15 protein-coding genes are annotated in these 20,999 nt (G+C 60.3%); 13 read left to right on the top strand and 2 right to left on the bottom strand.

The window, feature by feature from the left end:
* Nucleotides 1-265 precede the first annotated feature (265 nt).
* From E4633_RS09860 to E4633_RS09830, 7 genes are all read left to right on the top strand, one after another.
* The gene (locus E4633_RS09860) at nt 266-967 is read left to right on the top strand and encodes a metallophosphoesterase family protein (RefSeq protein WP_246038006.1); all 702 of its coding nucleotides are present in this window, start codon (nt 266-268) and stop codon (nt 965-967) included.
* On the top strand, nt 964-2,181 hold the full coding sequence (locus E4633_RS09855; protein WP_246038004.1) for an amylo-alpha-1,6-glucosidase: 1,218 nt from the start codon (nt 964-966) through the stop codon (nt 2,179-2,181). The genes E4633_RS09860 and E4633_RS09855 overlap by 4 nt, the downstream gene beginning before the upstream one ends.
* A gap of 97 nt (nt 2,182-2,278) precedes the next feature.
* Nucleotides 2,279-2,863, top strand: coding sequence for a LemA family protein (locus E4633_RS09850; RefSeq protein WP_135870074.1), 585 nt, complete (start codon nt 2,279-2,281; stop codon nt 2,861-2,863).
* 51 nt (nt 2,864-2,914) lie between these two features.
* A complete protein-coding gene (locus tag E4633_RS09845) occupies nt 2,915-3,787 on the top strand; it encodes a TPM domain-containing protein (RefSeq protein WP_135870073.1) in 873 nt (290 codons plus the stop codon).
* Nucleotides 3,787-4,434 carry a TPM domain-containing protein gene (locus tag E4633_RS09840; RefSeq protein WP_135870072.1) on the top strand — a complete coding sequence of 216 codons (648 nt, stop codon included), beginning with the start codon at nt 3,787-3,789 and terminating at the stop codon, nt 4,432-4,434. Before E4633_RS09845 ends, E4633_RS09840 begins: the two co-directional genes overlap by 1 nt.
* A 171-nt stretch (nt 4,435-4,605) precedes the next feature.
* Entirely contained in the window at nt 4,606-5,484 is an 879-nt protein-coding gene (locus E4633_RS09835) for a response regulator (protein WP_135870071.1), read from the top strand.
* Between the two features lie 176 nt (nt 5,485-5,660).
* Entirely contained in the window at nt 5,661-8,690 is a 3,030-nt protein-coding gene (locus E4633_RS09830) for a PAS domain-containing protein (protein WP_135870070.1), read from the top strand.
* A 201-nt stretch (nt 8,691-8,891) separates the two neighbouring features.
* Here the strand turns inward: E4633_RS09830 and htpG are convergent, their stop codons facing one another.
* Nucleotides 8,892-10,826, bottom strand: coding sequence for a molecular chaperone HtpG (gene htpG, locus E4633_RS09825; RefSeq protein WP_135870069.1), 1,935 nt, complete (start codon nt 10,824-10,826; stop codon nt 8,892-8,894).
* A gap of 111 nt (nt 10,827-10,937) precedes the next feature.
* The gene (locus tag E4633_RS09820; protein WP_135870068.1) at nt 10,938-11,999 is read right to left on the bottom strand and encodes a 3'-5' exonuclease family protein; all 1,062 of its coding nucleotides are present in this window, start codon (nt 11,997-11,999) and stop codon (nt 10,938-10,940) included.
* Between the two features lie 132 nt (nt 12,000-12,131).
* Between E4633_RS09820 and trpE the strand changes: the two genes are divergently transcribed.
* The 6 genes from trpE to trpD all read left to right on the top strand — a co-directional run bounded on the left by trpE (nt 12,132) and on the right by trpD (nt 20,997).
* On the top strand, nt 12,132-13,607 hold the full coding sequence (gene trpE / locus E4633_RS09815; RefSeq protein WP_135870067.1) for an anthranilate synthase component I: 1,476 nt from the start codon (nt 12,132-12,134) through the stop codon (nt 13,605-13,607).
* 1,061 nt (nt 13,608-14,668) lie between these two features.
* Nucleotides 14,669-16,717: a response regulator gene (locus E4633_RS09810; protein ID WP_135870066.1), complete on the top strand. Its 2,049-nt coding sequence runs from the start codon at nt 14,669-14,671 to the stop codon at nt 16,715-16,717.
* A gap of 23 nt (nt 16,718-16,740) precedes the next feature.
* A complete protein-coding gene (locus E4633_RS09805; protein ID WP_135870065.1) occupies nt 16,741-18,621 on the top strand; it encodes an ATP-binding protein in 1,881 nt (626 codons plus the stop codon).
* A gap of 12 nt (nt 18,622-18,633) precedes the next feature.
* Nucleotides 18,634-19,080, top strand: coding sequence for a response regulator (locus E4633_RS09800; RefSeq protein WP_135870064.1), 447 nt, complete (start codon nt 18,634-18,636; stop codon nt 19,078-19,080).
* A gap of 234 nt (nt 19,081-19,314) precedes the next feature.
* Nucleotides 19,315-19,884, top strand: a complete 570-nt coding sequence (locus tag E4633_RS09795) for an anthranilate synthase component II (protein ID WP_135870063.1) — start codon at nt 19,315-19,317, stop codon at nt 19,882-19,884.
* A 54-nt stretch (nt 19,885-19,938) separates the two neighbouring features.
* A complete protein-coding gene (gene trpD, locus E4633_RS09790; protein WP_135870062.1) occupies nt 19,939-20,997 on the top strand; it encodes an anthranilate phosphoribosyltransferase in 1,059 nt (352 codons plus the stop codon).
* Nucleotides 20,998-20,999: the final 2 nt, after the last annotated feature.

The raw sequence follows: 20,999 nt of genomic DNA, 5'->3' as shown, positions 1-20,999 counted from the left end.
CTTGGGATTCTCTGTCGCTGCTGTGACTGTCGCTCGTTTCGGCTGCCTGACACTACGGGGCTCACTGCCACACAGGTAGCTACCATTGAGAAGCTGTGTAAACTCTGTATCGAGATCAACAATCCCAATGTCTCAAACCTCTAGTCACTCACGCACCTGCAAGTTCCACTCTCAGTTTTCCCTCTTAATCCTTATACTGCTGCTCAGTTTCGGGGCCGTCTCCGCAGCTCACGCCGAGACCCTCTTCCAGCGTTCGAGCGTTCTGATGCAGCAGCTTGCGGCGAAGGCAACCCCCGGCGACTACAGCTTCGTCGTGCTCGGCGACAGCCGCGGCAACGAGGCGGTCTTCAAGAAGGCGCTGAGCGTCGCTGCTACTTACCGACCGCTCTTCATCCTCCATGGCGGCGATTACTCCGACAAGGGGAGCGATGAGGAAACGAGGAAGTTCCTGTCGCTGGTAGAGAGTACTGTCCCGGCCATCCCGGTCTTCGTGGTCTTTGGCAACCATGAGAGCCCCGCCGTCTTCGAGAAACTGGTTGCGCCAAGGCAATACCGGTTCGGGAGCAAGCGGCTCGGCCTCAGGGTGCTCGTCGTCGACAACGCCGGGGAGGAGCTTAAGGCGCCAGAGCTTTCTTTCCTCGAGAAGGAGCTTGCCACGGCCCCGCAGGCGACTTTTCTCGCCATGCACGTGCCGCCCGAGACTTCACGCTGGCGCGGACACACCTTTACTGACGGGGCCTCCGAGCTTGCGCGCGTCATCGCCTCCTCAGGCCCGGTCCAGGCAAGCTTCTTCGCCCACTCGCATGTCTACGACCGTGACCTCTTCGGCGGCAAGCCTGCCTTCATTTCGGGGGGAGCGGGGGCTCCGCTTGCCTGGATGAGCCGCTACGGCGAGCGCGTCTATCACATCATCGTGGTCCGGGTGAAAAACGGCCGGGCAAGTTATCAGATGGTGCCCCTCAAGTGACCGACGCCCCGGTTCTGCCTGCTCAGCCGTGCGGTGATGCCGATACCGCGTTGCTCGAACAGTGCCGCCGCGAGGCGATCGCTCTTCTGCTGGAAAACTCCACCCCTTCGGGCGTGCTCGCCTCGGCGCGCAACGACCGTTCAAGCGCGCGCAACTACGACGCCATCTTCGGACGTGATGCCGCCATCTGTGCCCTCGGCATGGCCGTTTCCGGCGAGGACTCCCTCGTCCAGGCGGCCGAGCAGGGGCTGCTCACCCTGGCCCGGCATCAGGCGGGAAACGGCCAGATCCCGAAGTACGTGAAGCCGGAAACGGGAGAGGTCGATTTCTGGTACGCAGGGTGTATCGACGCGACCCTCTGGTGGCTGATCGCCCTCCATTTCCTCGACCGTACCCACCCCCGGCTCACCCTGGCGGAACGGCTCTCCCAGCACGCCGAGCGCGCCCTCAACTGGCTAAGCTGCCAGGAACACCAGGGGTGGCACCTGCTGCCGCAAAACGAGGCCTCGGACTGGGCCGATATCATGCCGCGCTCCGGTTTCGTGCTTTACACCAACGCGCTCTGGTACTGGGTCAAGCGGCTCTACCAGCTCCCCTGCACCGGCGAGACCAGGCGTTTCGCGCAGCAACTCTTTCACCCCTTCGACGCAGCCGTACCTTTCCAAAAGCGCGTGCGCCTCATGCGCCACTACATCCGCAACCGCAGCCGGTCCACCCCCTTCATGCTGAGCTGGGTCAACCTGTCCGCCTGGGGAGAGGAAGTCGACATCTTCGGCAATATCCTCGCCTACCTGACCGGTCTCGGGTACCCTTCCGACGCCTGCAGGATGGTTTCCGCTGTGGTAGCGCTCAGGGCGCACGAACCGCATCCGGTGCGCGTGGTAGGTGTTCCCATCGACGAGCACTCGGGCGTCTGGCGCTCCTACATGGCGCGGCACAGGCAGAACCTCCCCTGGCAGTACCATAACGGTGGCGCCTGGCCCTTCGTGGGAGGCTTCTGGGTGATGCTCCTCGCCGCACTGGGAGAGAAGGCGATGGCCCGGGAAGAACTGATCAAGATGGCGCACAGCAGCCGCGTCAACGGATGGGAATTCAACGAGTGGTTTCACGGCAGGAGCGGGGAACCGATGGGGATGCCGAGGCAGTCGTGGAACGCAGCCATGTACCTGCTCGCGGGCCACAGCCTGACCGGTGATCTTCGCCTTATCATCTGAGGCCCGTTGATATTCCTTGTTTTTTTTTGCTTAGAGGGTGACATTAGTCCCTCTCATGATTATTATTGTGCACATGCTGTTCAAGGAGGTTGAGACTATGAGACGTTTGATCCTGATGTTCGTGGCGCTTTTGACCATCGCATCCCTTTCCGGATGCGGTTATAACACCATGCAGGCCAAGGAAGAGGCGGTATTCGCAGCCTGGGGCGACGTAGAGGCTTCCTACCAGCGCCGTGCCGACCTGGTGCCCAACCTGGTCGAGGTGGTGAAAGGGTATGCGAAACATGAGGCGGACACGCTCAAGGCGGTCACCGAGGCGCGTGCCAAGGTGGGCTCGATGCAGGTCACCAAGGACGCCATCAACGACCCCAAGGCGTTGCAGAACTTCCAGCAGGCGCAATCCCAGCTCTCCGGCGCCCTTTCGCGCCTGATGGTTGTCGTCGAGCGTTACCCTGAGCTCAAGGCCAACCAGAACTTCATGGACCTGCAGAACCAGTTGGAAGGGACCGAGAACCGCATCAACGTGGCGCGCGTGCGTTACAACCAGGTGGTTCAGGACTTCAACACCTCGATCCGCACCTTCCCGAATTCGCTCACCAATTCCGTTATGCTGCATCTGCAGCGTAAGGAGCCCTTCAAGGCTGAAGAGGGAGCGAAGGTGGCGCCGAAGGTCAAGTTCTAACCTTATCGGTTACTCGAAAAGCAGCAGGTTGAGAACGAGGTGTGAGAGTTCATGAAGAAACTGCTCTTCCTTTTGATAGCGCTTCTGGTTGCTGGTGGCTCTTGGGCCGCCGAGGTGCCAGCCTTGCGCGGGCACGTGAACGACTACGCCTCGATGCTCTCTCCTCAGGCGGCGCGTGAACTCGAGGACGAGCTCACCGCCTTCGAGAAGAGCGACTCCACCCAGATCGTGGTCCTCACCATTCCGAGCCTGGAAGGGGAGGTGGTCGAGCAGTACTCGATAAAAGTCGTCGAAAAATGGCAGATCGGCCAGAAGGGAAAGGATAACGGCGCGCTGCTACTGGTGGTGAAGAACGATCGCAAGATCAGGATCGAGGTGGGGCGCGGCCTCGAAGGGAAGCTGACCGACCTTATGTCCGGGCGCATCATCCGCAACGAGATCTCCCCCGCCTTCAAGCAGGGGAACTTCGACGTCGGCATTGCCCGAGGTGTCGCCGCCATCATGGCCACGGTCCGCGGCGAGTACAAGGCCGAACCGACCGACCTGCGTCACGGTAAGAAGGGCGCCCCTCCCATCCTCACCCTGCTCCTGTTCGTGTTGGTCGCCTCCGTGTTCCTGGGCGGCATCTCCCGCGTTCTCGGCGGCGTGGCCGGTGCCATAGGGCTTCCCATCGCGGCTTTCATATCTTTCTCCGGGCTCTCTATGCTGCTTCTCGGCATACTTGCCGTGGTAGGTTTTCTCGCCGGTCTCTTCATCGCCTTTCTCTTCTCCTCAGGTGGAGGAGGCGGCTTCATGGGCGGACCTCCTTTCTTCGGCGGGTACGGAGGGGGTGGTTTCGGAGGAGGCGGCTTCGGCGGGGGAGGGGGCGGCTTTTCAGGTGGCGGCGGCAGTTTCGGTGGCGGCGGCGCTTCGGGAGACTGGTGATGGACCTTTCGCATAAGTCGATTGCTCACAATTACTTCAGCGACGCCGAAAAGGAGGCGATCCGTCAGGCCGTGGTTCGTGCCGAAGCGGCGTCCAGCGGTGAAATCGCCACCATGGTGGTCTCGGAAAGTGACCGCTATCGAGAGGCGGAGGCTTTAGGCGCCCTGCTGCTTGCCGGTTTTTTCGGCGTCGTGGTCGCCGTCTTGTGGCATCACGTCACCATCTGGACCTACATACCGTTGGTGGCCATATTGTACCTGCCGCTACTTTTCTTCCTGCGCCGTTTCCCGCAGCTAAAACTTTCCTTCGTCGGCCCCAGGCGTCTGACCGAGGCGGTGCAGGAGCGCGCCCTGGTCGCCTTCTACCAGCAGGGGCTTTATAAAACCCGGGAGGAAACCGGGATTCTCATCTTCATCTCCCTTCTCGAGCGCAAGGTCTGGATCGTAGGAGACCGCGGCATCAACGAAAAGATACCCCCCGGCTACTGGAAGAAGCTCGCCGAAGAGCTCGCCCAGGGGCTGCGAGCCGGACGAGGCGGTGAGGCCGTCTGCGGCGTCGTCGCCGCCTGTGGCGAAGAACTCTCTCGTCACTTTCCCCGCAGGGCCGACGATCGCAACGAGTTGGCTGACAACCTCATCATTTCCTGATCATTTTTTTTGCGATCCTGCCGATATGGACATAGACATCCCGTCCGGTAGTTTCTCATTATCATGGCTCGCCCTGCGCCCGCCGCACCCCGTCCCTTGCGACGGCTGGTCCTTCGGCATCCGCGGCAGGGCCTCGTTTCATACCGTTTTTTGTCCTGCAGGAGAAGTAGCATGACCGCAGATGTAAAACCCACCCCCGCCCCGGCGCCGATCCGCAAGCCTCTTGGGGAGATCTTCGTCGAGCGCGGCCTCCTCACCAGGGCCTCCGTGGACCGTCTCATCTCGCACGCCAAGAGTAAGAACATTCGTTTAGGAGAGCTTTTGGAGGTGATCGGCCTCGTGACGCCCGAAGAGCTGGCGGAGGCGCTGGCGATTCAGTACCACGTCAGAAAAATCGGTGATTTCGCCAAGTACACCTACCAGGCCAACGTCCTCAGTCTCATCCCCATCGACATGGCGGTGAAGCACTGCATCTTCCCGCTCAAGCTGGATGACGGCAGGCTGGGGCTCGCCGTGGCCGACCCGACCACCGACAAGCTTTTCGCGAGCATCTCGGCGCAGCATAACCTGAAACTGGTGCTCTACGTCGCCACCCGCCTCGACATCAACCGCGCCATCGCCCGGCACTACCTGGGTCAGGCCATAGGCGGCGGCGCAAGCAAGACCATCCTCCTTGTCGAGGACGACCAGCTCTCCCGCGAGATGGTGTCGAAGATCCTGACCCGCCAGGGGTACCAGGTGGAAACTGCCCTGGACGGCATGGATGCTTTCAGCAAGATCTTCACCCTTAAGCCCAAACTGGTCATTACGGACAAGGTGATGCCCAAACTTGGAGGGTACGAGTTCCTCTTCGCCATCCGCAATATCCCTGAGTTCCGCTACATGCCGGTGATCCTCATGACCGCCGCGGCGACCCCCGACGAGGAGAAGGAGGCCCTGGAAAAGGGTTTCTTCGATTTCGTACTGAAACCCGTGAAGGAGATAGGACTTCTCACCCGTGTGAAGCGGGCCTTCGCGAGCAGGGAAGCCCTGTATGGGAAGACCGCCTGAACACTTCGTTTACGGGCGGCCGTTTCACGACGGCCGCCTCTTCCTCTTTCCCCCATATTCCAATTTGACTAATGAAATGATGGCGCTGCGCCGATAAGGTACCGGTAAGTACCGCCGCCGTGCGTGCCCCGCACGGCCGGTCCACCAGTTGAGGTCCGGACCGCTGGAGATCAGATATGCGAAGTTCGCTGCCAGAGAAAACAAAAACTTCGGGGACCACACTGATGGCGCGCACCGTGGCACTGGTGCTTGCCGTCAACCTCTTCGTCATCGTTTTGGGGACGGTGACCTTGCGGCAGAGCAGGGACCAGTACCTGAGAAGTGCGGAGATCCAGGGGCGCAATCTCACCCAGACCCTCGTCTACAGCATCTCCGGCGTTCTCGACGCTGCCGATATCTCGCTCCTTAGCGTGGTGGACGAGGCCGCACGCCAGCACCGGCAGGGAGGGATCTCCGCGAATACCCTGAACGCCTTCATCATCGCTCAGCATACACGGTTACCGGCTCTGGACAGCATACGCATGGCCGACGAGAAGGGGAACATCCTCTACGGCACCGGAGTCGACCCCGGTTCCAGGAAGAGCATTGAGGAGCGCGACTATTTCGTGAAGTTGCGCGACACCCCGCGGGCTGCGCTGGTCATATCCAAGCCGGTCCTTGGGCTTATCAGCGGCAAATGGGTGGTCATTCTTGCCCGCAGGGTGAGCGGTGCGAACGGTGCTTTCGCCGGGGTCGTTTACTGCTCCATCCCCCTTGAGAAGATCCGCAACATGCTCTCCACGATCGACGTCGGTGTGAGAGGGCGCATCACGCTGCGCGACGAGTCCCTCAATTTGATCCTGCGACACCCGCAGCAACTCCCGGTCAGCACGGAGCTCGGGCGCAAGCCTGTCTCTCCGGAGATGCAAAAGCGCATCGCTAGAGGGATGTCGAGTGACACCTATTATGCCGACCGGAGCACAGACGGTACGCCACGGCTCGTTTCCTACAGCAAGGTCGGCCGTTACCCCCTGTACATCAGCATAGCCCTCCTTCCCGATGAGATACTGATGCGCTGGCACCGCGAACTCCTGCAGATCCTGGCGCTGGTTGTGCTGTTCCTGACGGTCACCTCCGCCCTGTCCCGCGTGATCTACCTCCGTCTGCTGCGCCAGGAACAGGCCGAGGAAGAACAACGCCGCGCGAGGGAAGAGCTCGAGGTGAGGGTAGCTGAGAGGACCGAAGCGCAGCGGCTGACCAACGAACAGCTGAAACTCGAGCTTGCCGTGCGGGAACGCGCCGAGGAGGAACTGCGCCGCGGGCGCAACATGCTTGCCCAGATCATCAACACCATCCCCCAGTTCGTCTTCTGGAAGGATCGCGACAGTATCTACCAGGGGTGCAACATCGTCTTTGCAAAAGCGGCCGGGCTAGATGACCCCGAGCTGATCGCCGGCAAGAGCGATTACGACCTCCCCTGGCTGCGGGAGGAGAGCAACGCCTACCGCAGCGATGACCGCGCCGTCATGGAGGGCAACCGTCCCAAGTGCCACATCATAGAGCAGCAGTTGCAGGCGAGCGGCCGGCACCTGTGGGTGGACACGACCAAGGTTCCCTTGTGCGACGAAACCGGGACCGTGACCGGCATACTCGGGGTCTACGACAACATCACTGAGAGAAAGATGATCGAGGAGGCGCGCGACCGGGCTCTTGCCATGCTCGAATCGCTGCTCGCTTCTTCCCCTACCGCCATTCTCGTGTACGAGGGAGAAAGCGGCGCCTGCGTCAAGGCGAACCAGGCGGCGTCGGATCTAGCAGGTGGGACCGTGCAGCAGTTGCTCAGTCAGAATTTCCGCGAAGTTCCGTCCTGGGAGGCCGGGATGCGTGCTGCCGCGGAGCTGGTGCTCTCCGACGGCCAGACGAGGAGCATCGAGATCGCTACGACTTCCTCGTTTGGAAAACTGCTGCAAGTAGAATGCTTCCTGTCGCGCTTCGATGTTGAGGGGAAGCATCACCTGATGTTTATCGCCGTGGACATGACGGAGCGCAAGCGCCTGGAACAGGAGAAGCGCCTGATCGAATCACAGATGCTCCACGTGCAAAAACTTGAGAGCCTCGGGGTGCTCGCAGGCGGCATCGCCCACGACTTCAATAACATCCTGATGGTGATCCTCGGTAACGCCGACCTCGCGCTGATGCGGATGGCGCCCGATTCGCCCGCCTGCGAAAACTTGGCCCAGATCGAACAGGCTGCGAGCCGTGCGGCTGACCTCGCCCGGCAGATGCTGGCTTATTCTGGTAGGGGTAAATTCGTCATTGAGAAACTCGACATGACCCGGCTGGTGCAGGAGATGGGGCAGATGCTCGAGGTCTCTATCTCGAAGAAGGTGATGCTGCGCTACGACTTTGCGCCGGGGCTCCCGCCGGTAAGCGGCGACGCGACTCAACTGCGGCAGGTCGTTCTCAACCTCGTGCTCAACGCGAGCGAGGCGGTGGGCGATGCCAATGGCATGATCGTCATCAGCACCAAACGCCTTTTCTGCGACCGTGCGTACCTATCCGAGTCCTGGATCGACGACCGGCTCCCGGAAGGGGACTACGTGGTGATCGAAGTTTCCGATAACGGCTGCGGCATGGCGCGCGAGGTGATACCCCGGATCTTCGACCCGTTTTTCACCACCAAGTTCACGGGACGCGGCCTCGGCATGGCAGCGGTTCTGGGGATCGTGAGAGCACATCACGGGGCTATCAAGGTCTACAGCGAGAAGGGAAGGGGGAGTACTTTCCGCCTCCTTTTGCCTTGCGTAGAGGGGTACGCCGATCACCACGAGGCTGCCGATCCGGGTCCGCTCTGGCGGGGCAGCGGCACCGTCTTGCTCGCCGACGACGAGGAGAGCATCCGGGGGCTTGGGCGCGACATGCTTGAGACCATGGGCTTCGACGTTTTGCTCGCCTGCGACGGGCAGGAGGCGCTTGAAGTCTATCGCCGGCATAAAGAGGAGATCGTCTGCGTGCTCCTGGACCTCACCATGCCCCATCTGGACGGGGAACAGACCTTCCGGGCTCTGCGGGAGTTGCAGCCGGATGTGAAGGTGGTCATCTCCAGCGGCTACAACGAGCAGGAAGTCACCATGAAGTTCGTAGGTGCCGGGCCTTCGGGGTTCATACAAAAGCCGTATCGGGTGAACGAGATGAGCAGGACGCTGCGAGGAGTGCTGGGGGAATAAATTCCGGCAGGGCAAATAAGGTACTTCGGGAATTCAGGGAAAGGCGAAAAAGTGTGTCCACGAAGCGCCGCAGGTGACCTCGCGCCCCCCCCTTTGCGAAGGGGGGACGGGGGGGATTTGCTTCTTGTTACCTGAAAAATAAAAAGCCGGGAGGATGCGATCCTCCCGGCTTTTGCCGTCTTATGCGTAGGGCGTTGCCGGCTACTTGCCGCCGACCACCATGAGCTCGCTTACGAGCCTGGTGAAACGGAGCGGATCCTTGATCGGGGAGCCTTCGGTCAGAAGGGCCTGGTCGAAGAGGAGCTCGCTGTAGTCGGCGAGTTTCGGGTTCGACTTGTCCTTCTCGTACATGGCGGTCATCACCTGCATGATCTGGTGCTCGGGGTTGAGCTCGAGGATCCTTTTCCCTTCCGGCACTTCCTGGTTCATCGCCTTCAGGATCTTCTCCATATTCGCGTTGAGCCCCATCTCGTCCGCCACGAGGCAGCAGGCGCTCTCGGTTAGGCGGGAGGAGAGACGCACCTCCTTCACTCTATCCTTCAGCGTTTCCTGGATGAAGTCGAGGATGCCGCCGAATTCCTTCTTGGCCTCCTCCTTCTTCGCTTCCTTCTCCTTCTTTTCCTCCTCGCTGTCCAGTTCGAGGTCGCCCCTGTCGATCGCCTTCAGGTGCTTTTCCTGATACTCGTTGATCGCCTGCACCACCCACTCGTCGACCGGATCGGTCATGTAGAGGACCTCGTAGTCCTTCTTGCGCAGGGCCTCCATGTAGGGGGAGTTCTCAACCGACTCGCGGGACATGCCGGTTATGAAGTAGATCTCCTTCTGTCCTTCGGGCATGCGCTCGACGTATTCCTTGAGCGACGTGAACTTCCCTTTCTCGGTCTTGGAGCTCTCGAAGAGGAGGAGGTCCTGCAGCTTCTCCTTGTTGGCGTAATCGAAATGGATCCCTTCCTTCATCACCGGCCCGAACTCGCCGTAGAACTTCAGGTAATCGTCGATGTTCTTTTCCTTCATATCGGAGAGGGTGGAGAGGATCTTGCCGACGAGCGACTTCTGGATGCGCTTGATCTGCACATCCTCCTGCAGGATCTCGCGGGAGACGTTCAGCGGCAGGTCGGCCGAGTCGACCACACCCTTGACGAAACGGAGGTAGTCGGGGAGGAGCGCCTCGCAGTTGTCGGTGATGTACACGCGCTTCACGTAGAGATGCACGCCCTTTTTATGATCGCGCAGGAAGAGGTCGTAGGGCTTGTGCGAAGGGATGTAGACGATGGACTTGAACTCGCTCACCCCTTCGGCCGAGTAGTGGATGGTGGAGAGCGGCTTGTCGTAGTCGTGGGAGATGTGCTTGTAGAACTCCTCGTACTCCTCCTCGGTGATCTCGCTCTTCGGGCGGGTCCAGATCGCTTTCATGGAGTTCAAGGTTTCTTCGACGGTCTTCTCGATGTTGCCGCCACCCTCGATGACGTTGCCGTCCTGGTCCTTCACCGGCTCGGAGCGGGTAACGTCCATGACGACCGGGTACTGGACGTAGTCGGAGTACTTCTTCACGATGGAGCGGATCTTCCACTCATCGAGAAACTCCTTCATGTCGTCTTTCAGGTGCAACACGATCTCGGTACCGCGCGTCTCCTTCTCGACCTCCTCGATGGAGTAGGAGCCGTCACCGGCCGATTCCCAGCGGCAGCCGAACTGCTTGTCGCCCGCCTTGCGGGTGGTGAGCTCCACCTTGTCCGCGACCATGAAGGAGGCGTAGAAGCCGACGCCGAACTGGCCGATCAGTTCCGGGTTCTCGGAAAGGTTCTTTTCCTTGAGGGCGGCCACGAAGCTCTTGGTGCCGGACTTGGCGATGGTGCCGATGTTGTCGGCCACCTCGTCCATGCTCATGCCGATGCCGTTGTCGATGATGGTGATGGTTCCCGCTTCTTTGTCCGCATGCAGCTTGATCTTCCAGTCGGCGTTCCCCTCCAGCAGTTCCATGTTGGAGTGGGACTCGAACTTTATCTTGTCAATGGCGTCAGATGCGTTAGAGATGAGCTCCCTGAGGAAGATCTCCTTGTTGGAGTAGAGGGAGTGGATCACCAGGTCCAAAAGCTGCTGGACCTCGGTCTCGAACTTCTTGACGGTTTTGGCCATGTCTTCGTGGTCTCCTTTGTACTTGAGTGGGTGCTCGACGGAACATAAGCATTGCGGGTAAGGATTTCAAGGGGCGGGAGGAAAAAAGTGTTCCGGTTTGTAGCTTCGGTTTTAAAGTTTGAGGTACTGCCTAAGGATCGCGGGGTGCAGGTGCTCTTTCATCACCTCCCATGCCTCGCGCAGCGCCTCGGCGTCTTGCAGGGCATGGTGCGGCGAAAGGTCACGACAGGCGTCGTCGTGGGCCTGTTTGAGCAGCGGGCGCAGCTCGGGGAGGCTCTCGCTGTAGAAATTGAGCGGGGTAGGGTAGAGGTTGGGGGGGAGTTCGTGATGCAAAAGATCAAGCATGAGCACCCAGTCGTACCCCGGCGCATCGGTCACCACGCGTATCGGCACCCCGAAGCCGGCGAGCCATTCGCGCAACCGGCGCGCCGCGTAGCCACTTTCCTGAAAGAATTCGCCGCCGGTTAACTGCGGCAACACCTTCTCGACCACGAACGCGGAGCATCCCTCGCGGCTCCAGCCGTTTTCCAGCTCGGCGTAGTAGCTCTCGCCGCTCTCGGCGACCAGGGCAATGCTTATCAACTGCGGGTAGTCGAAATCGGTGAACTCGGTATCCAGGAAAAGTAGCTTGGGCCTTTGCGTGGCGAGGTTCTCTGGAATGGGGACGGTCTTCACCTTGTGGGGCTTGCGCTGCGCCGCATGCAACTGGCAGAGCGTCTTCGCGAAGCCGTGGCCAAGCTGTAGCGACCCCGGTTCACCGCACTCCTCGCAGATTGCGGCAGCTCTGTGCTCCGCGTCGCGGGCGAGTTCCTTCACGATGAAGGAGCCAGACTCCACCCGGACGAAAAGCCCGCCCAGACGCTCCTCAGCCTTGAAGTGCCCGATGCGCGGCATGCCGAGGTGCTCCATCGCCTCTATGGCGGTGCAGAGATCCCACACCAGCGGATACCACCCCTCGCCGCAGCGCACGCTTCCGGCGGGCTCCTTCAGGTAGCGCGGGAAACGCGAGAACAGCTTCTCCCGCGCGATGCTTCCCTCCGGTTTCACCCACTTGTCCCATGGCAGGAACATCTTCTCCGTGGTGCGCTTGAAGCGCACGACGAGGTCGACCACCCCGAGTGCGAAGGCCGAGAGACGCTTTTTAATTGTGTTCAGTACCGGCATGGTTTTCATTAGCACCTGATTCTACCAGATCCCCCGTTTCTTGACACCATTTCCCAGCTATGTTAATAAAGTCGGGCTAAAACTCTTTGCCCGGCAAGGGGATAGCCCCACCAAACACCTCGCAGCGCAACAAGGAGCCCCATGTATTTCCCCGATTTCGCTTCGTTCCAGACCCTGTCCGCACAAGGCAACCTGATTCCGGTCTTTCGTGAGATCCTGGCCGACCTGGATACTCCGGTAGGTGCCTTCAAGAAGATCGACGACGGTCGTTTCGGTTTTCTGCTCGAGAGTATCGAGGGTGGGGAGAAGTGGGGGCGCTACACCTTCCTCGGCTCATCGCCGGCGGTGGTGATACGCGGCAAGGACAACTGGGTCGAGATCGTGGAGGGTGGGGCGGTGAGCCGCGTCGAGGTGGCCGATCCGCTGAACTACATCCGCGACTACATGGCTCGCTATCAGCCGGTCGAGGTGGCCGGGATCCCAAGGTTCTTCGGCGGCGCCGTCGGCTACCTGGGGTATGATGCGGTGCGCCATTTCGAGACCCTCCCGGACAGCAACCCGAGACTCATCGATACTTACGACTCCTACTTCATCATCACCGACACCATGATCATCTTCGACAGCCTGAGTCAGAAGATCAAGGTCGTCTCCAACGCGCACCTTGACGGAGATACTTCTCCCGAGGCGGCCTACGCCGACGCGGTGAGCAAGATCGAAGGGCTCATCGAGCGCCTGAAGAAACCCCTTCCCGTGCAGCCGAAGAAAACCGCCAACGGGAAGGTGGATCTCACCTCCAACGTGAAGCGGGAGGAGTTCGAGGATTCGGTGACGCGCGCCAAGGAGTACGTGAAAAGTGGCGACATCATCCAGGTGGTGCTATCCCAGCGCTTCTCCGGCGACCTGACCGTCGATCCTTTCGATATCTACCGGGTGCTGAGGACGCTGAACCCGTCGCCCTACATGTTTTTCCTCCGTCTCGAGGACACCATGGTGGTTGGGGCCTCCCCCGAGGTCATGGTGCGCAAGGAGGGGGAACTCGTTGAGCTGCGTCCCATTGCCGGCACCCGCACGCGCGGCGCCACCCCTGCTGCGGACGAGGAGCTGGCGCGCGACCTTCTGGCCGACCCCAAAGAGTGTGCCGAGCACGTCATGCTGGTCGATCTCGGGAGAAACGACCTCGGGCGCGTCTGCACCACGGGAAGCGTGAAGGTCTCCGAGTTGATGGTCATCGAGCGGTACTCGCACGTGATGCACATCGTCTCCAACGTGCAGGGAAACCTTGCCCCGGGCTTTGACGCCTTCGACGTGGTGCGTGCCACCTTCCCGGCGGGCACCCTCTCGGGAGCGCCTAAGGTGCGTGCCATGGAGATCATCGACGAACTGGAAGTGGCGCGGCGTGAAGTCTACGGCGGGGCCGTCGGCTACTTCTCCTTCTCGGGCAACATGGACATGGCCATCGCCATCAGGACCCTCGTCATCAAGGACGGCAAAGTGCATCTGCAGGCCGGTGCCGGCATCGTGGCCGACTCCGACCCCGCCTCCGAATACATGGAGACGGTGAACAAGGCTAAGGCCGTGGTGAAGGCGATCGAGATGGCCGAGCGCGGCATCGACTAGACCTCATCGTTTGCAACGCTCAGAAAAAGGCGACCGGAATTCCGGCCGCCTTTTTTATTGGTGCGCCCGAGAATTCCGGGGACGGCGGGAAAATGTGTCCACGAAGCGCAGCTGGTGACCATGCCCCCCCCTTTGCGAAGGGGGGACGGGGGGGGATTTGATTTTTGTCCCACCTTCATTTTCTAAAGGAAGAGACTAAGGCGGTTGTTCTTCATCTGCTATTTAGATTTAACATTGCGCGCGCGATGGCTGCGGCAGCGGGTGCTTGTAGGTCCGACCAAGGCAAATCCCCCCTGTCCCCCCTTCGCAAAGTGGGGAACGTAATGCCATGATCACTGCTTCGAAACTAACACACACACGTTTCCCCGGAATTATCTGAAGAGCCGCGACAAGTTGGTACCTAGGTGTTGCGAATTTCCACGACCACGTTGCAAGCTTGTACGTGTGCGTTGCAAACTTGCACGAGGATGTTGCAAGCTTGTACGTGTGCGTTGCAAACTTGCACGAGGATGTTTCAAGTTTGTACGTGCGCGTTGCAAACTTGCACGAGGAGGTTTCAAGCTTGTACGTGTGCGTTGCAAACTTGCACGGGGAGGTTTCAAGTTTGTACGCGCGCGTTGCAAACCTCCACGGGGACGTTCCAAGTTTGTACGTGCGCGTTGCAAACTTGTACGAGGACGTTTCAAGTTTCTACGCACGCGTTGTAAATTTCCGCGGCCGCGTTTCAAATTAGCGTGCGCTCGTTGAAAAGTCGTACCGATGCGGGTGGGATATGCGAGGCCGACCTCACGTTTGGTATAACTTGCACTGACTAATTTCCCTCTTCTGTTAAAACGTCTAGCCCAAACTTTTTTGCGCAGAACCGGTGTGTTAATCCGTCAATGTGTTTATACCTCTTATTCACTGCCAAGAAAAAAACTGGCATTGAATAGACAAAATGTGTGTAATTTAATTTTATATTGTGAAGGGAATAACACACAGGAGAAAAAAACATAGTAGAATTTTCACGTTAATCCAACCTATCTTCCGATCTGTTTGATGCCGCCGCAGGAGCCGATTGTATGGGTAGTGCTTGTCCCGTGAAGAAGGTCCTCATTGTCGAAGATGACGATTCCCACGCAGAACTGATACGTCGCGGATTCAGCGAATGTACCGACCAGTACGAGCTGACCGTTGCCGGAAGCCTCCAGGAAGCCCTGGTGCATGTACGCACCCGTGACTACGATATCGTGCTCACCGATTACCTTTTGCCCGACGGCAAGGGTGGAGACCTGGTAACGCTATCGGCCGACATTGCTCCGGTCGTGGTGATGACTTCGCATGGCAACGAACAGGTAGCGGTCGAGGCGATGAAATCGGGTGCCATCGACTACGTGGTCAAGATGCCCGAGGTTTTCGACGCCATGCCGCGCATCGTCGAGCGCGCTTTGCGCGAGTGGGACCACATCCTCGAGCACCGCAGGGCCGAGGAGGCGTTAAGAGTACAAAGCAACCGCCTGGAGCACGAGGTGGCGGAACGCGAGATGGCGCAGGAGGCGCTGCAGGAACAGGCGCTTCTCTTGAAGAAAGAGATCGCCGAACGAAAACTCGCCCAGGAGACCCTGCGCCTTAGCGAGGAGAAGTTTCACAAGGCCTTCGACAGCGCCCCCCTCATCATGGTGATCACCGACATGGATGACGGTGTCTTCATCGACGTGAACCGCAAGTTCGTAGACCTCTCTGGCTACAGTCGGGATGAGGTACTCGGGAAAACCTCGACTTCCCTCGGCTGGATCGACGCGGCGGACCGGGCGGCGCTGCTGGATAAACTCAACCAGGAAGGGATCGTGACCGGGTATGTGGTCACGCTCCACGCGAAGGACGGTCGCGTTCTGAAAGGTGAGTATTATTGCGAGCGGATCGTCGTCGACGGAAGCGAGCGCCTTTTGGCCATCGCGCTCGACATCACCGAGCGGGTGAAGCTCGAGGAACAGCTGCGCCACTCCCAAAAACTCGAGGCGGTCGGTATCCTCGCGGGCGGCGTGGCTCATGACTTCAACAACATACTCACCGTGATCGGCGGGTACTGCGAACTGTTGAAGCTGGATATCGATGAGGGTAGCCCGGTAAGGGATAAGGTGCTGCAGATCTCGGCCGCTGCGGATCGTGCCGCCAACCTGACCCGGAGCCTCCTCGCCTTCAGCCGCAAGGGGGAGGTGAAGGCGGCTCCTGCGAACCTGAACGAAATCGTGAAGGGGGTTGAGAAGTTCCTGCAGCGCATCATCGGCGAGGACATCACTCTCACCACGTCCCTGGCCGAGGAGCCGCTCTGGGCCGTCGTCGATACCGGCCAGATCGAACAGGTGCTTATGAACCTTGGGGCCAACGCGCGCGATGCCATGCCTAAGGGTGGGCGGCTCATGGTTCAGACGGAGTATCACGAAATAGACGAGGCCTTCGTGCACGCGCACGGCTTCGGGGAGCCCGGCCACTACGCCCTCCTGACCATCTCCGATACCGGGGAGGGGATGGACGAGACGACGCGTAAGAAGATCTTCGATCCCTTCTTCACCACCAAGGTGGTCGGCAAGGGGACCGGCCTCGGTCTTGCCATCGTGTATGGGATCATCACGCAGCACAGGGGATTCGTGAACGTCTACAGCGAGCCCGGCATCGGATCCACTTTCCGCATCTACCTTCCTGCCATCGGAACCGAAAAGCGCGAGAAGAAGGGGCCACCCGCACCCGAGCCGGTGATGCAGGGGACGGAGACCATCCTGGTAGCCGAGGATGACCTGCACGTTCTCGACCTGGTCTCTTCGATCCTGCAGCAGTTCGGCTACACCATCATTCACGCCGCCAACGGTCTGGAGGCGGTGCAGAAATTCAAGGAGAACCCGCAGATCGGCCTGGTGCTCATGGATATCATCATGCCCGTGATGAACGGCAAGGAGGCGGCTGAGCACATACGCGGCATGTCTCCTGACGCGAAGATCCTTTTCACTAGCGGCTACACCGCCGATATCATCCGCAGCAGAAGCGATCTCGACGAGGGGGCCGAACTGGTCATGAAACCTGTGAAGCCCGCGGTTCTTCTCACGAAGGTCCGTGACATGCTGGACCGCCCTTAACGCCGAAAAGGAGTCCCGCTGGCATGGTAACGCAGATACACACCATACGCCGTTTCTCCATTGTGCTCGCCCTTTTCTGGACTGCCGGCATCGCGGTTTCACTCTTATGGTTTTACAAGCACGAACAGGATACCGTTCTCGAGATCGCCCGCGCTGAGGCACGGGCCACCTACGAGAAGGACAGCCTCTACCGTCGCTGGGCAACCAATCATGGCGGCGTCTATGTAACGGTTAGTGCCTCCAGCCCGCCGAATCCGAACCTTGCCATGGTCCCCGAACGCGACGTCGTCACCCCGTCAGGGCGTGCACTAACCCTGGTCAACCCCGCCTACATGACCCGGCAGGTCTTCGAATTGGCCGACAGCCAGAAGAACCTGGTGCGCGGTCACATAACAAGCCTGAAGCCGATACGCCCCGAGAACGTTCCCGACCCGTGGGAAGCCCGGGCCCTGCTCAAGTTCGAGCAGGGAGTTAAGGAGGTGAGCGAGGTTCAGGTGATCAACGGGCGCAGGTACATGAGGCTCATGCGCCCGTTCGTCACCGAAGAGGGGTGTCTTAAGTGTCATGCCAGGCAGGGGTACAAGGTCGGTGACATCCGCGGGGGCATAAGCGCCTCCGTTCCCATCGAACCGAACGAGGGGGCCTTCGCATCGGTAATAATGGGGGGCGTGGCAAGTCACTCCATTCTCTGGTTGTTGGGTGTGGGGATGATCGGTACCGGTTCGCGCGTCCTGACCCGCAGCGCCCGGGTCCTCGAAAAGAGCGAGGAGCGATACCGCACCGTTGCCGACTACACTGACGACTGGGAGTACTGGCAGGCGCCGGACCGGACCTTCAGGTACGTATCGCCGTCCTGCAAAAAGCTCTGCGGTTACGGCCATGAAGCGTTCTATGCCGACCACACCCTCATCGAGAGGGTCATCCATCCCGACGATCTCGCCGCATACCTGGACCACGAACACGCTTCCTTTGATGGGAACCCCAGTCCGATCGATTTCCGCATCGTACGCCCTGACGGCGAGGTGCGCTGGATCTCGCACATCTGCCGCGTCGTCTACACGAAAGAGGGGGCGGAGAGCGGTGTAAGGGCGAGCAACCGCGACATTACCGACCGAAAGCGTGCCGACGAAGCACTCAGGGAACAGGCGCTTCTCCTGGAAAGCGAGGTACGCGAGCGCAAGGAGCGCGAGCTCGAGTTGGAGGCGAAAAACGCCGAACTCGAGCGTTTCACCTACACGGTGTCTCACGATCTCAAGAGTCCCCTCATCACCATCAAGGGGTTCGCCGGGGCCGTCATCAAGGATCTCCAAAACGGTCAGTCGCAGCGGCTTGACGGCGACGTGCGCCGCATCATGGCCGCCGCCGACAAGATGACGGCACTCCTTGACGACCTTCTGGAGCTTTCCCGCGTCGGACGCATCGTGAACGCGCCGACCCTCATAGACATGAACGCCCTCACCCACGAGGTGCTCGCCCAACTGGCAGGTCCCCTGGAGCAGCGGGGTGTCGAGGTACTTTTGCAGCAGGAACTTCCCACGGTGTGGGGGGACCAGCGACGCATCTGCGAGGTGCTCCAGAACCTTCTGGAAAACGCCATCAAGTACGCCGGAGAGCAACCGCACCCCTGCATCGAGATCGGCGTGCGCGACGGTGAGGAAGGCGCGGTCTTCACGGTCCGCGACAACGGCATGGGGGTGGCGCAGCAGTACCATGAGACCATCTTCGGCCTGTTCAACAAGCTCGATGCCCGTTCCGAGGGGACCGGAATCGGGCTTGCCCTCGCGCGGCGCATCATCGAGTTCCATGGCGGGAGGCTGTGGGTCGAGTCGGAGGGCGCGGGGCAGGGGAGCACCTTCTGTTTCACGCTGAACATGACGCCGCCTGCCGCGGCAACTGAAAGCTGAAAGGGGGAACACATGGTGGAAGGCGAACCGTTGTGCATTCTTTTGGTGGAAGACAACCCGGACCACGCCGAACTCGCGCTTAGAAACCTTTCCGACGCGGGCCTTGCCAACCGCGTGTTCCATGTCGAGGACGGCGAGGCCGCTCTCGACTATCTGCACAACCGCGGGCGCTTCGTCGACCAACTGAGCTACCCGCGCCCGCACCTCGTACTGCTTGATCTGCGCCTGCCGAAAGTCGACGGCATAGAGGTGCTCAAACAGGTGAAGGCTTCGGAACAGTTAAAGGCGATCCCGGTGGTCATCCTTACCACCTCGGCGGCCGAGCGCGACCTTGCCCAGGCCTACAACCATTACGCCAACAGTTATCTGACGAAGCCGGTGGACTTCGACTCCTTCAGCCGTCTTCTGCAAGACCTCGGTTTCTACTGGCTTGCCTGGAACAAACGCCCCTCCGGCTAGGGAGGGCAAAATTCTTTTTGGGGGTGTGAAATATTCCCACGCCCGCGGGTGGGATACCACCCTAATTTACCCCGCATCACCCCTCCTGGTCCGCCTCTTTTGCGCATTTCCTGACGGAATCTCTTGAGTTTCTTCGGCAAAACCTTTATATTTTTGCGATTCGCATAAGACACCAAAAGGGTGGGGTTCCGCGACGCCGCATCTAACGCCTCCGGTTCCCGCAGGTTACCAGCCATGCTCCTGATGATAGACAATTACGACTCCTTCACCTACAACATCGTCCAGTATCTTGGCGAACTGGGTGAGGATGTGAAGGTTTTCCGCAACGACAAGATCACCCTTGACGATATCGAGGCGCTCGCGCCGGACCGGATCGTGGTGTCCCCCGGGCCTTGCTCGCCCGAGGAGGCAGGCATCTCGGTCGAGGCGATCCGCCGCTTCGCAGGCAAGATCCCGATCCTGGGTGTCTGCCTGGGGCACCAGTCCATCGGCTACGCTTTCGGCGGGAAGGTCATCCGGAGCGCGACCCTGATGCACGGCAAGACATCGCCCATCCATCACGACGGTCAGGGGCTTTTCAAGGGGCTTCCGAATCCGTTCGCCGCCACCCGCTACCACTCCCTCATCGTCGAGCGCGATACGCTTCCTGCCGAGCTGGAGGTGACTGCCTGGGTCGAGGAGGGGGAGATCATGGGGATGCGGCACCGCACTCTTCCGCTCTGGGGGGTGCAGTTCCACCCGGAATCCATACTCACCCAAGGGGGGATGGACCTTTTGAAGAACTTCCTCGAGATGTCGAGATAGTATCCGGCCGGGGCAGCTCTCCCGGCCTTTAAATTCTTTTGTGAAGGAGTCGCTATGATTCGCAAGGCAATAGCACGTGTCGTCGAGAGGGAGGACCTGAGCGAGGCGGAGATGATCGAGGTGATGGACCAGATCATGTCCGGCGGCGCCACGCCCGCGCAGATAGCCTCCTTCATCACCGCCCTCAGGATGAAGGGGGAGACGGTGGACGAGATCACGGGCGCCGCGCGGGTCATGCGCGACCGGGCCATGCCGATCCGGGTCGGCAAAAGCGTCCTCGGCATCGACCGCGACGACATCAACCTCGATCGTGAGACCATCCTCGACACCTGCGGTACCGGCGGCTCCGGCACCAACTCCTTCAACATCTCCACCACCGTCGCCTTCATCGTCTCCGCCTGCGGCGTAAAGGTCGCCAAGCACGGCAACCGCGCGGTTTCTTCTTCCTGCGGCTCGGCGGACGTCCTCGAGGCGCTCGGCGTGAACCTGAACGTAACCCCCGAAACGGTTGAGCGCAGCATCGCCGAGATCGGCATCGGCTTTTTATACGCCCCGGCGCTGCACGGCGCCATGAAGCACGCCATCGGCCCCCGCCGCGAGATCGGCGTCCGCACCATCTTCAACATCCTGGGCCCGCTCACCAACCCGGCCGCGGCAGATTGCCAGGTGCTCGGCGTCTACCGCGAAGATCTGGTCGAAAAACTCGCCCACGTGCTCAAGAAACTCGGGTGCCGCCGCGGTTACGTGGTGCACGGCTGCGACGGGATGGACGAGGTTACCCTTACCGGCGAGAGCACCATAGGCGAAGTCGGACCTGATGGTGTCAGGGTGTACAAGATCACCCCTGAGCAGTTCGGCCTCGAGCGCGCGCCGCTCACCGAACTGCATGGCGGCGACGCACAAGGCAACGCCGTCATCGTCCGGGATATCCTCTCCGGCAAGGACGGCGCCAAGCGCCGGATCGTGCTTTTGAACGCGGCCTACGCACTGCTTGCGGCCGGAAAGGTTCAGGACGTCGCAGAGGGGATCAGGCTCGCCACCGAGACCATCGATTCCGGCAGTGGCCTTAAACAGTTGGAGCGGCTCGTAGCGCTCACCAACGAGGTGGAGTAGCA

This window comes from Geomonas terrae, assembly GCF_004791675.1.
Lineage (GTDB): Bacteria > Desulfobacterota > Desulfuromonadia > Geobacterales > Geobacteraceae > Geomonas > Geomonas edaphica.
The sequence above is the reverse complement of the archived record's forward strand: the minus strand, read 5'-3'. Positions and strand labels throughout refer to the sequence as shown.

Coding starts and splice junctions, on each gene's coding strand:
- E4633_RS09860 (WP_246038006.1), top strand. CDS start 266: ATGCAGCAGCTTGCGGCGAAGGCAACCCCCGGCGACTACAGCTTCGTC.
- E4633_RS09850 (WP_135870074.1), top strand. CDS start 2,279: ATGAGACGTTTGATCCTGATGTTCGTGGCGCTTTTGACCATCGCATCC.
- E4633_RS09845 (WP_135870073.1), top strand. CDS start 2,915: ATGAAGAAACTGCTCTTCCTTTTGATAGCGCTTCTGGTTGCTGGTGGC.
- E4633_RS09840 (WP_135870072.1), top strand. CDS start 3,787: ATGGACCTTTCGCATAAGTCGATTGCTCACAATTACTTCAGCGACGCC.
- E4633_RS09835 (WP_135870071.1), top strand. CDS start 4,606: ATGACCGCAGATGTAAAACCCACCCCCGCCCCGGCGCCGATCCGCAAG.
- E4633_RS09830 (WP_135870070.1), top strand. CDS start 5,661: ATGCGAAGTTCGCTGCCAGAGAAAACAAAAACTTCGGGGACCACACTG.
- htpG (WP_135870069.1), bottom strand. CDS start 10,826: ATGGCCAAAACCGTCAAGAAGTTCGAGACCGAGGTCCAGCAGCTTTTG.
- E4633_RS09820 (WP_135870068.1), bottom strand. CDS start 11,999: ATGAAAACCATGCCGGTACTGAACACAATTAAAAAGCGTCTCTCGGCC.
- trpE (WP_135870067.1), top strand. CDS start 12,132: ATGTATTTCCCCGATTTCGCTTCGTTCCAGACCCTGTCCGCACAAGGC.
- E4633_RS09810 (WP_135870066.1), top strand. CDS start 14,669: ATGGGTAGTGCTTGTCCCGTGAAGAAGGTCCTCATTGTCGAAGATGAC.
- E4633_RS09805 (WP_135870065.1), top strand. CDS start 16,741: ATGGTAACGCAGATACACACCATACGCCGTTTCTCCATTGTGCTCGCC.
- E4633_RS09800 (WP_135870064.1), top strand. CDS start 18,634: ATGGTGGAAGGCGAACCGTTGTGCATTCTTTTGGTGGAAGACAACCCG.
- E4633_RS09795 (WP_135870063.1), top strand. CDS start 19,315: ATGCTCCTGATGATAGACAATTACGACTCCTTCACCTACAACATCGTC.
- trpD (WP_135870062.1), top strand. CDS start 19,939: ATGATTCGCAAGGCAATAGCACGTGTCGTCGAGAGGGAGGACCTGAGC.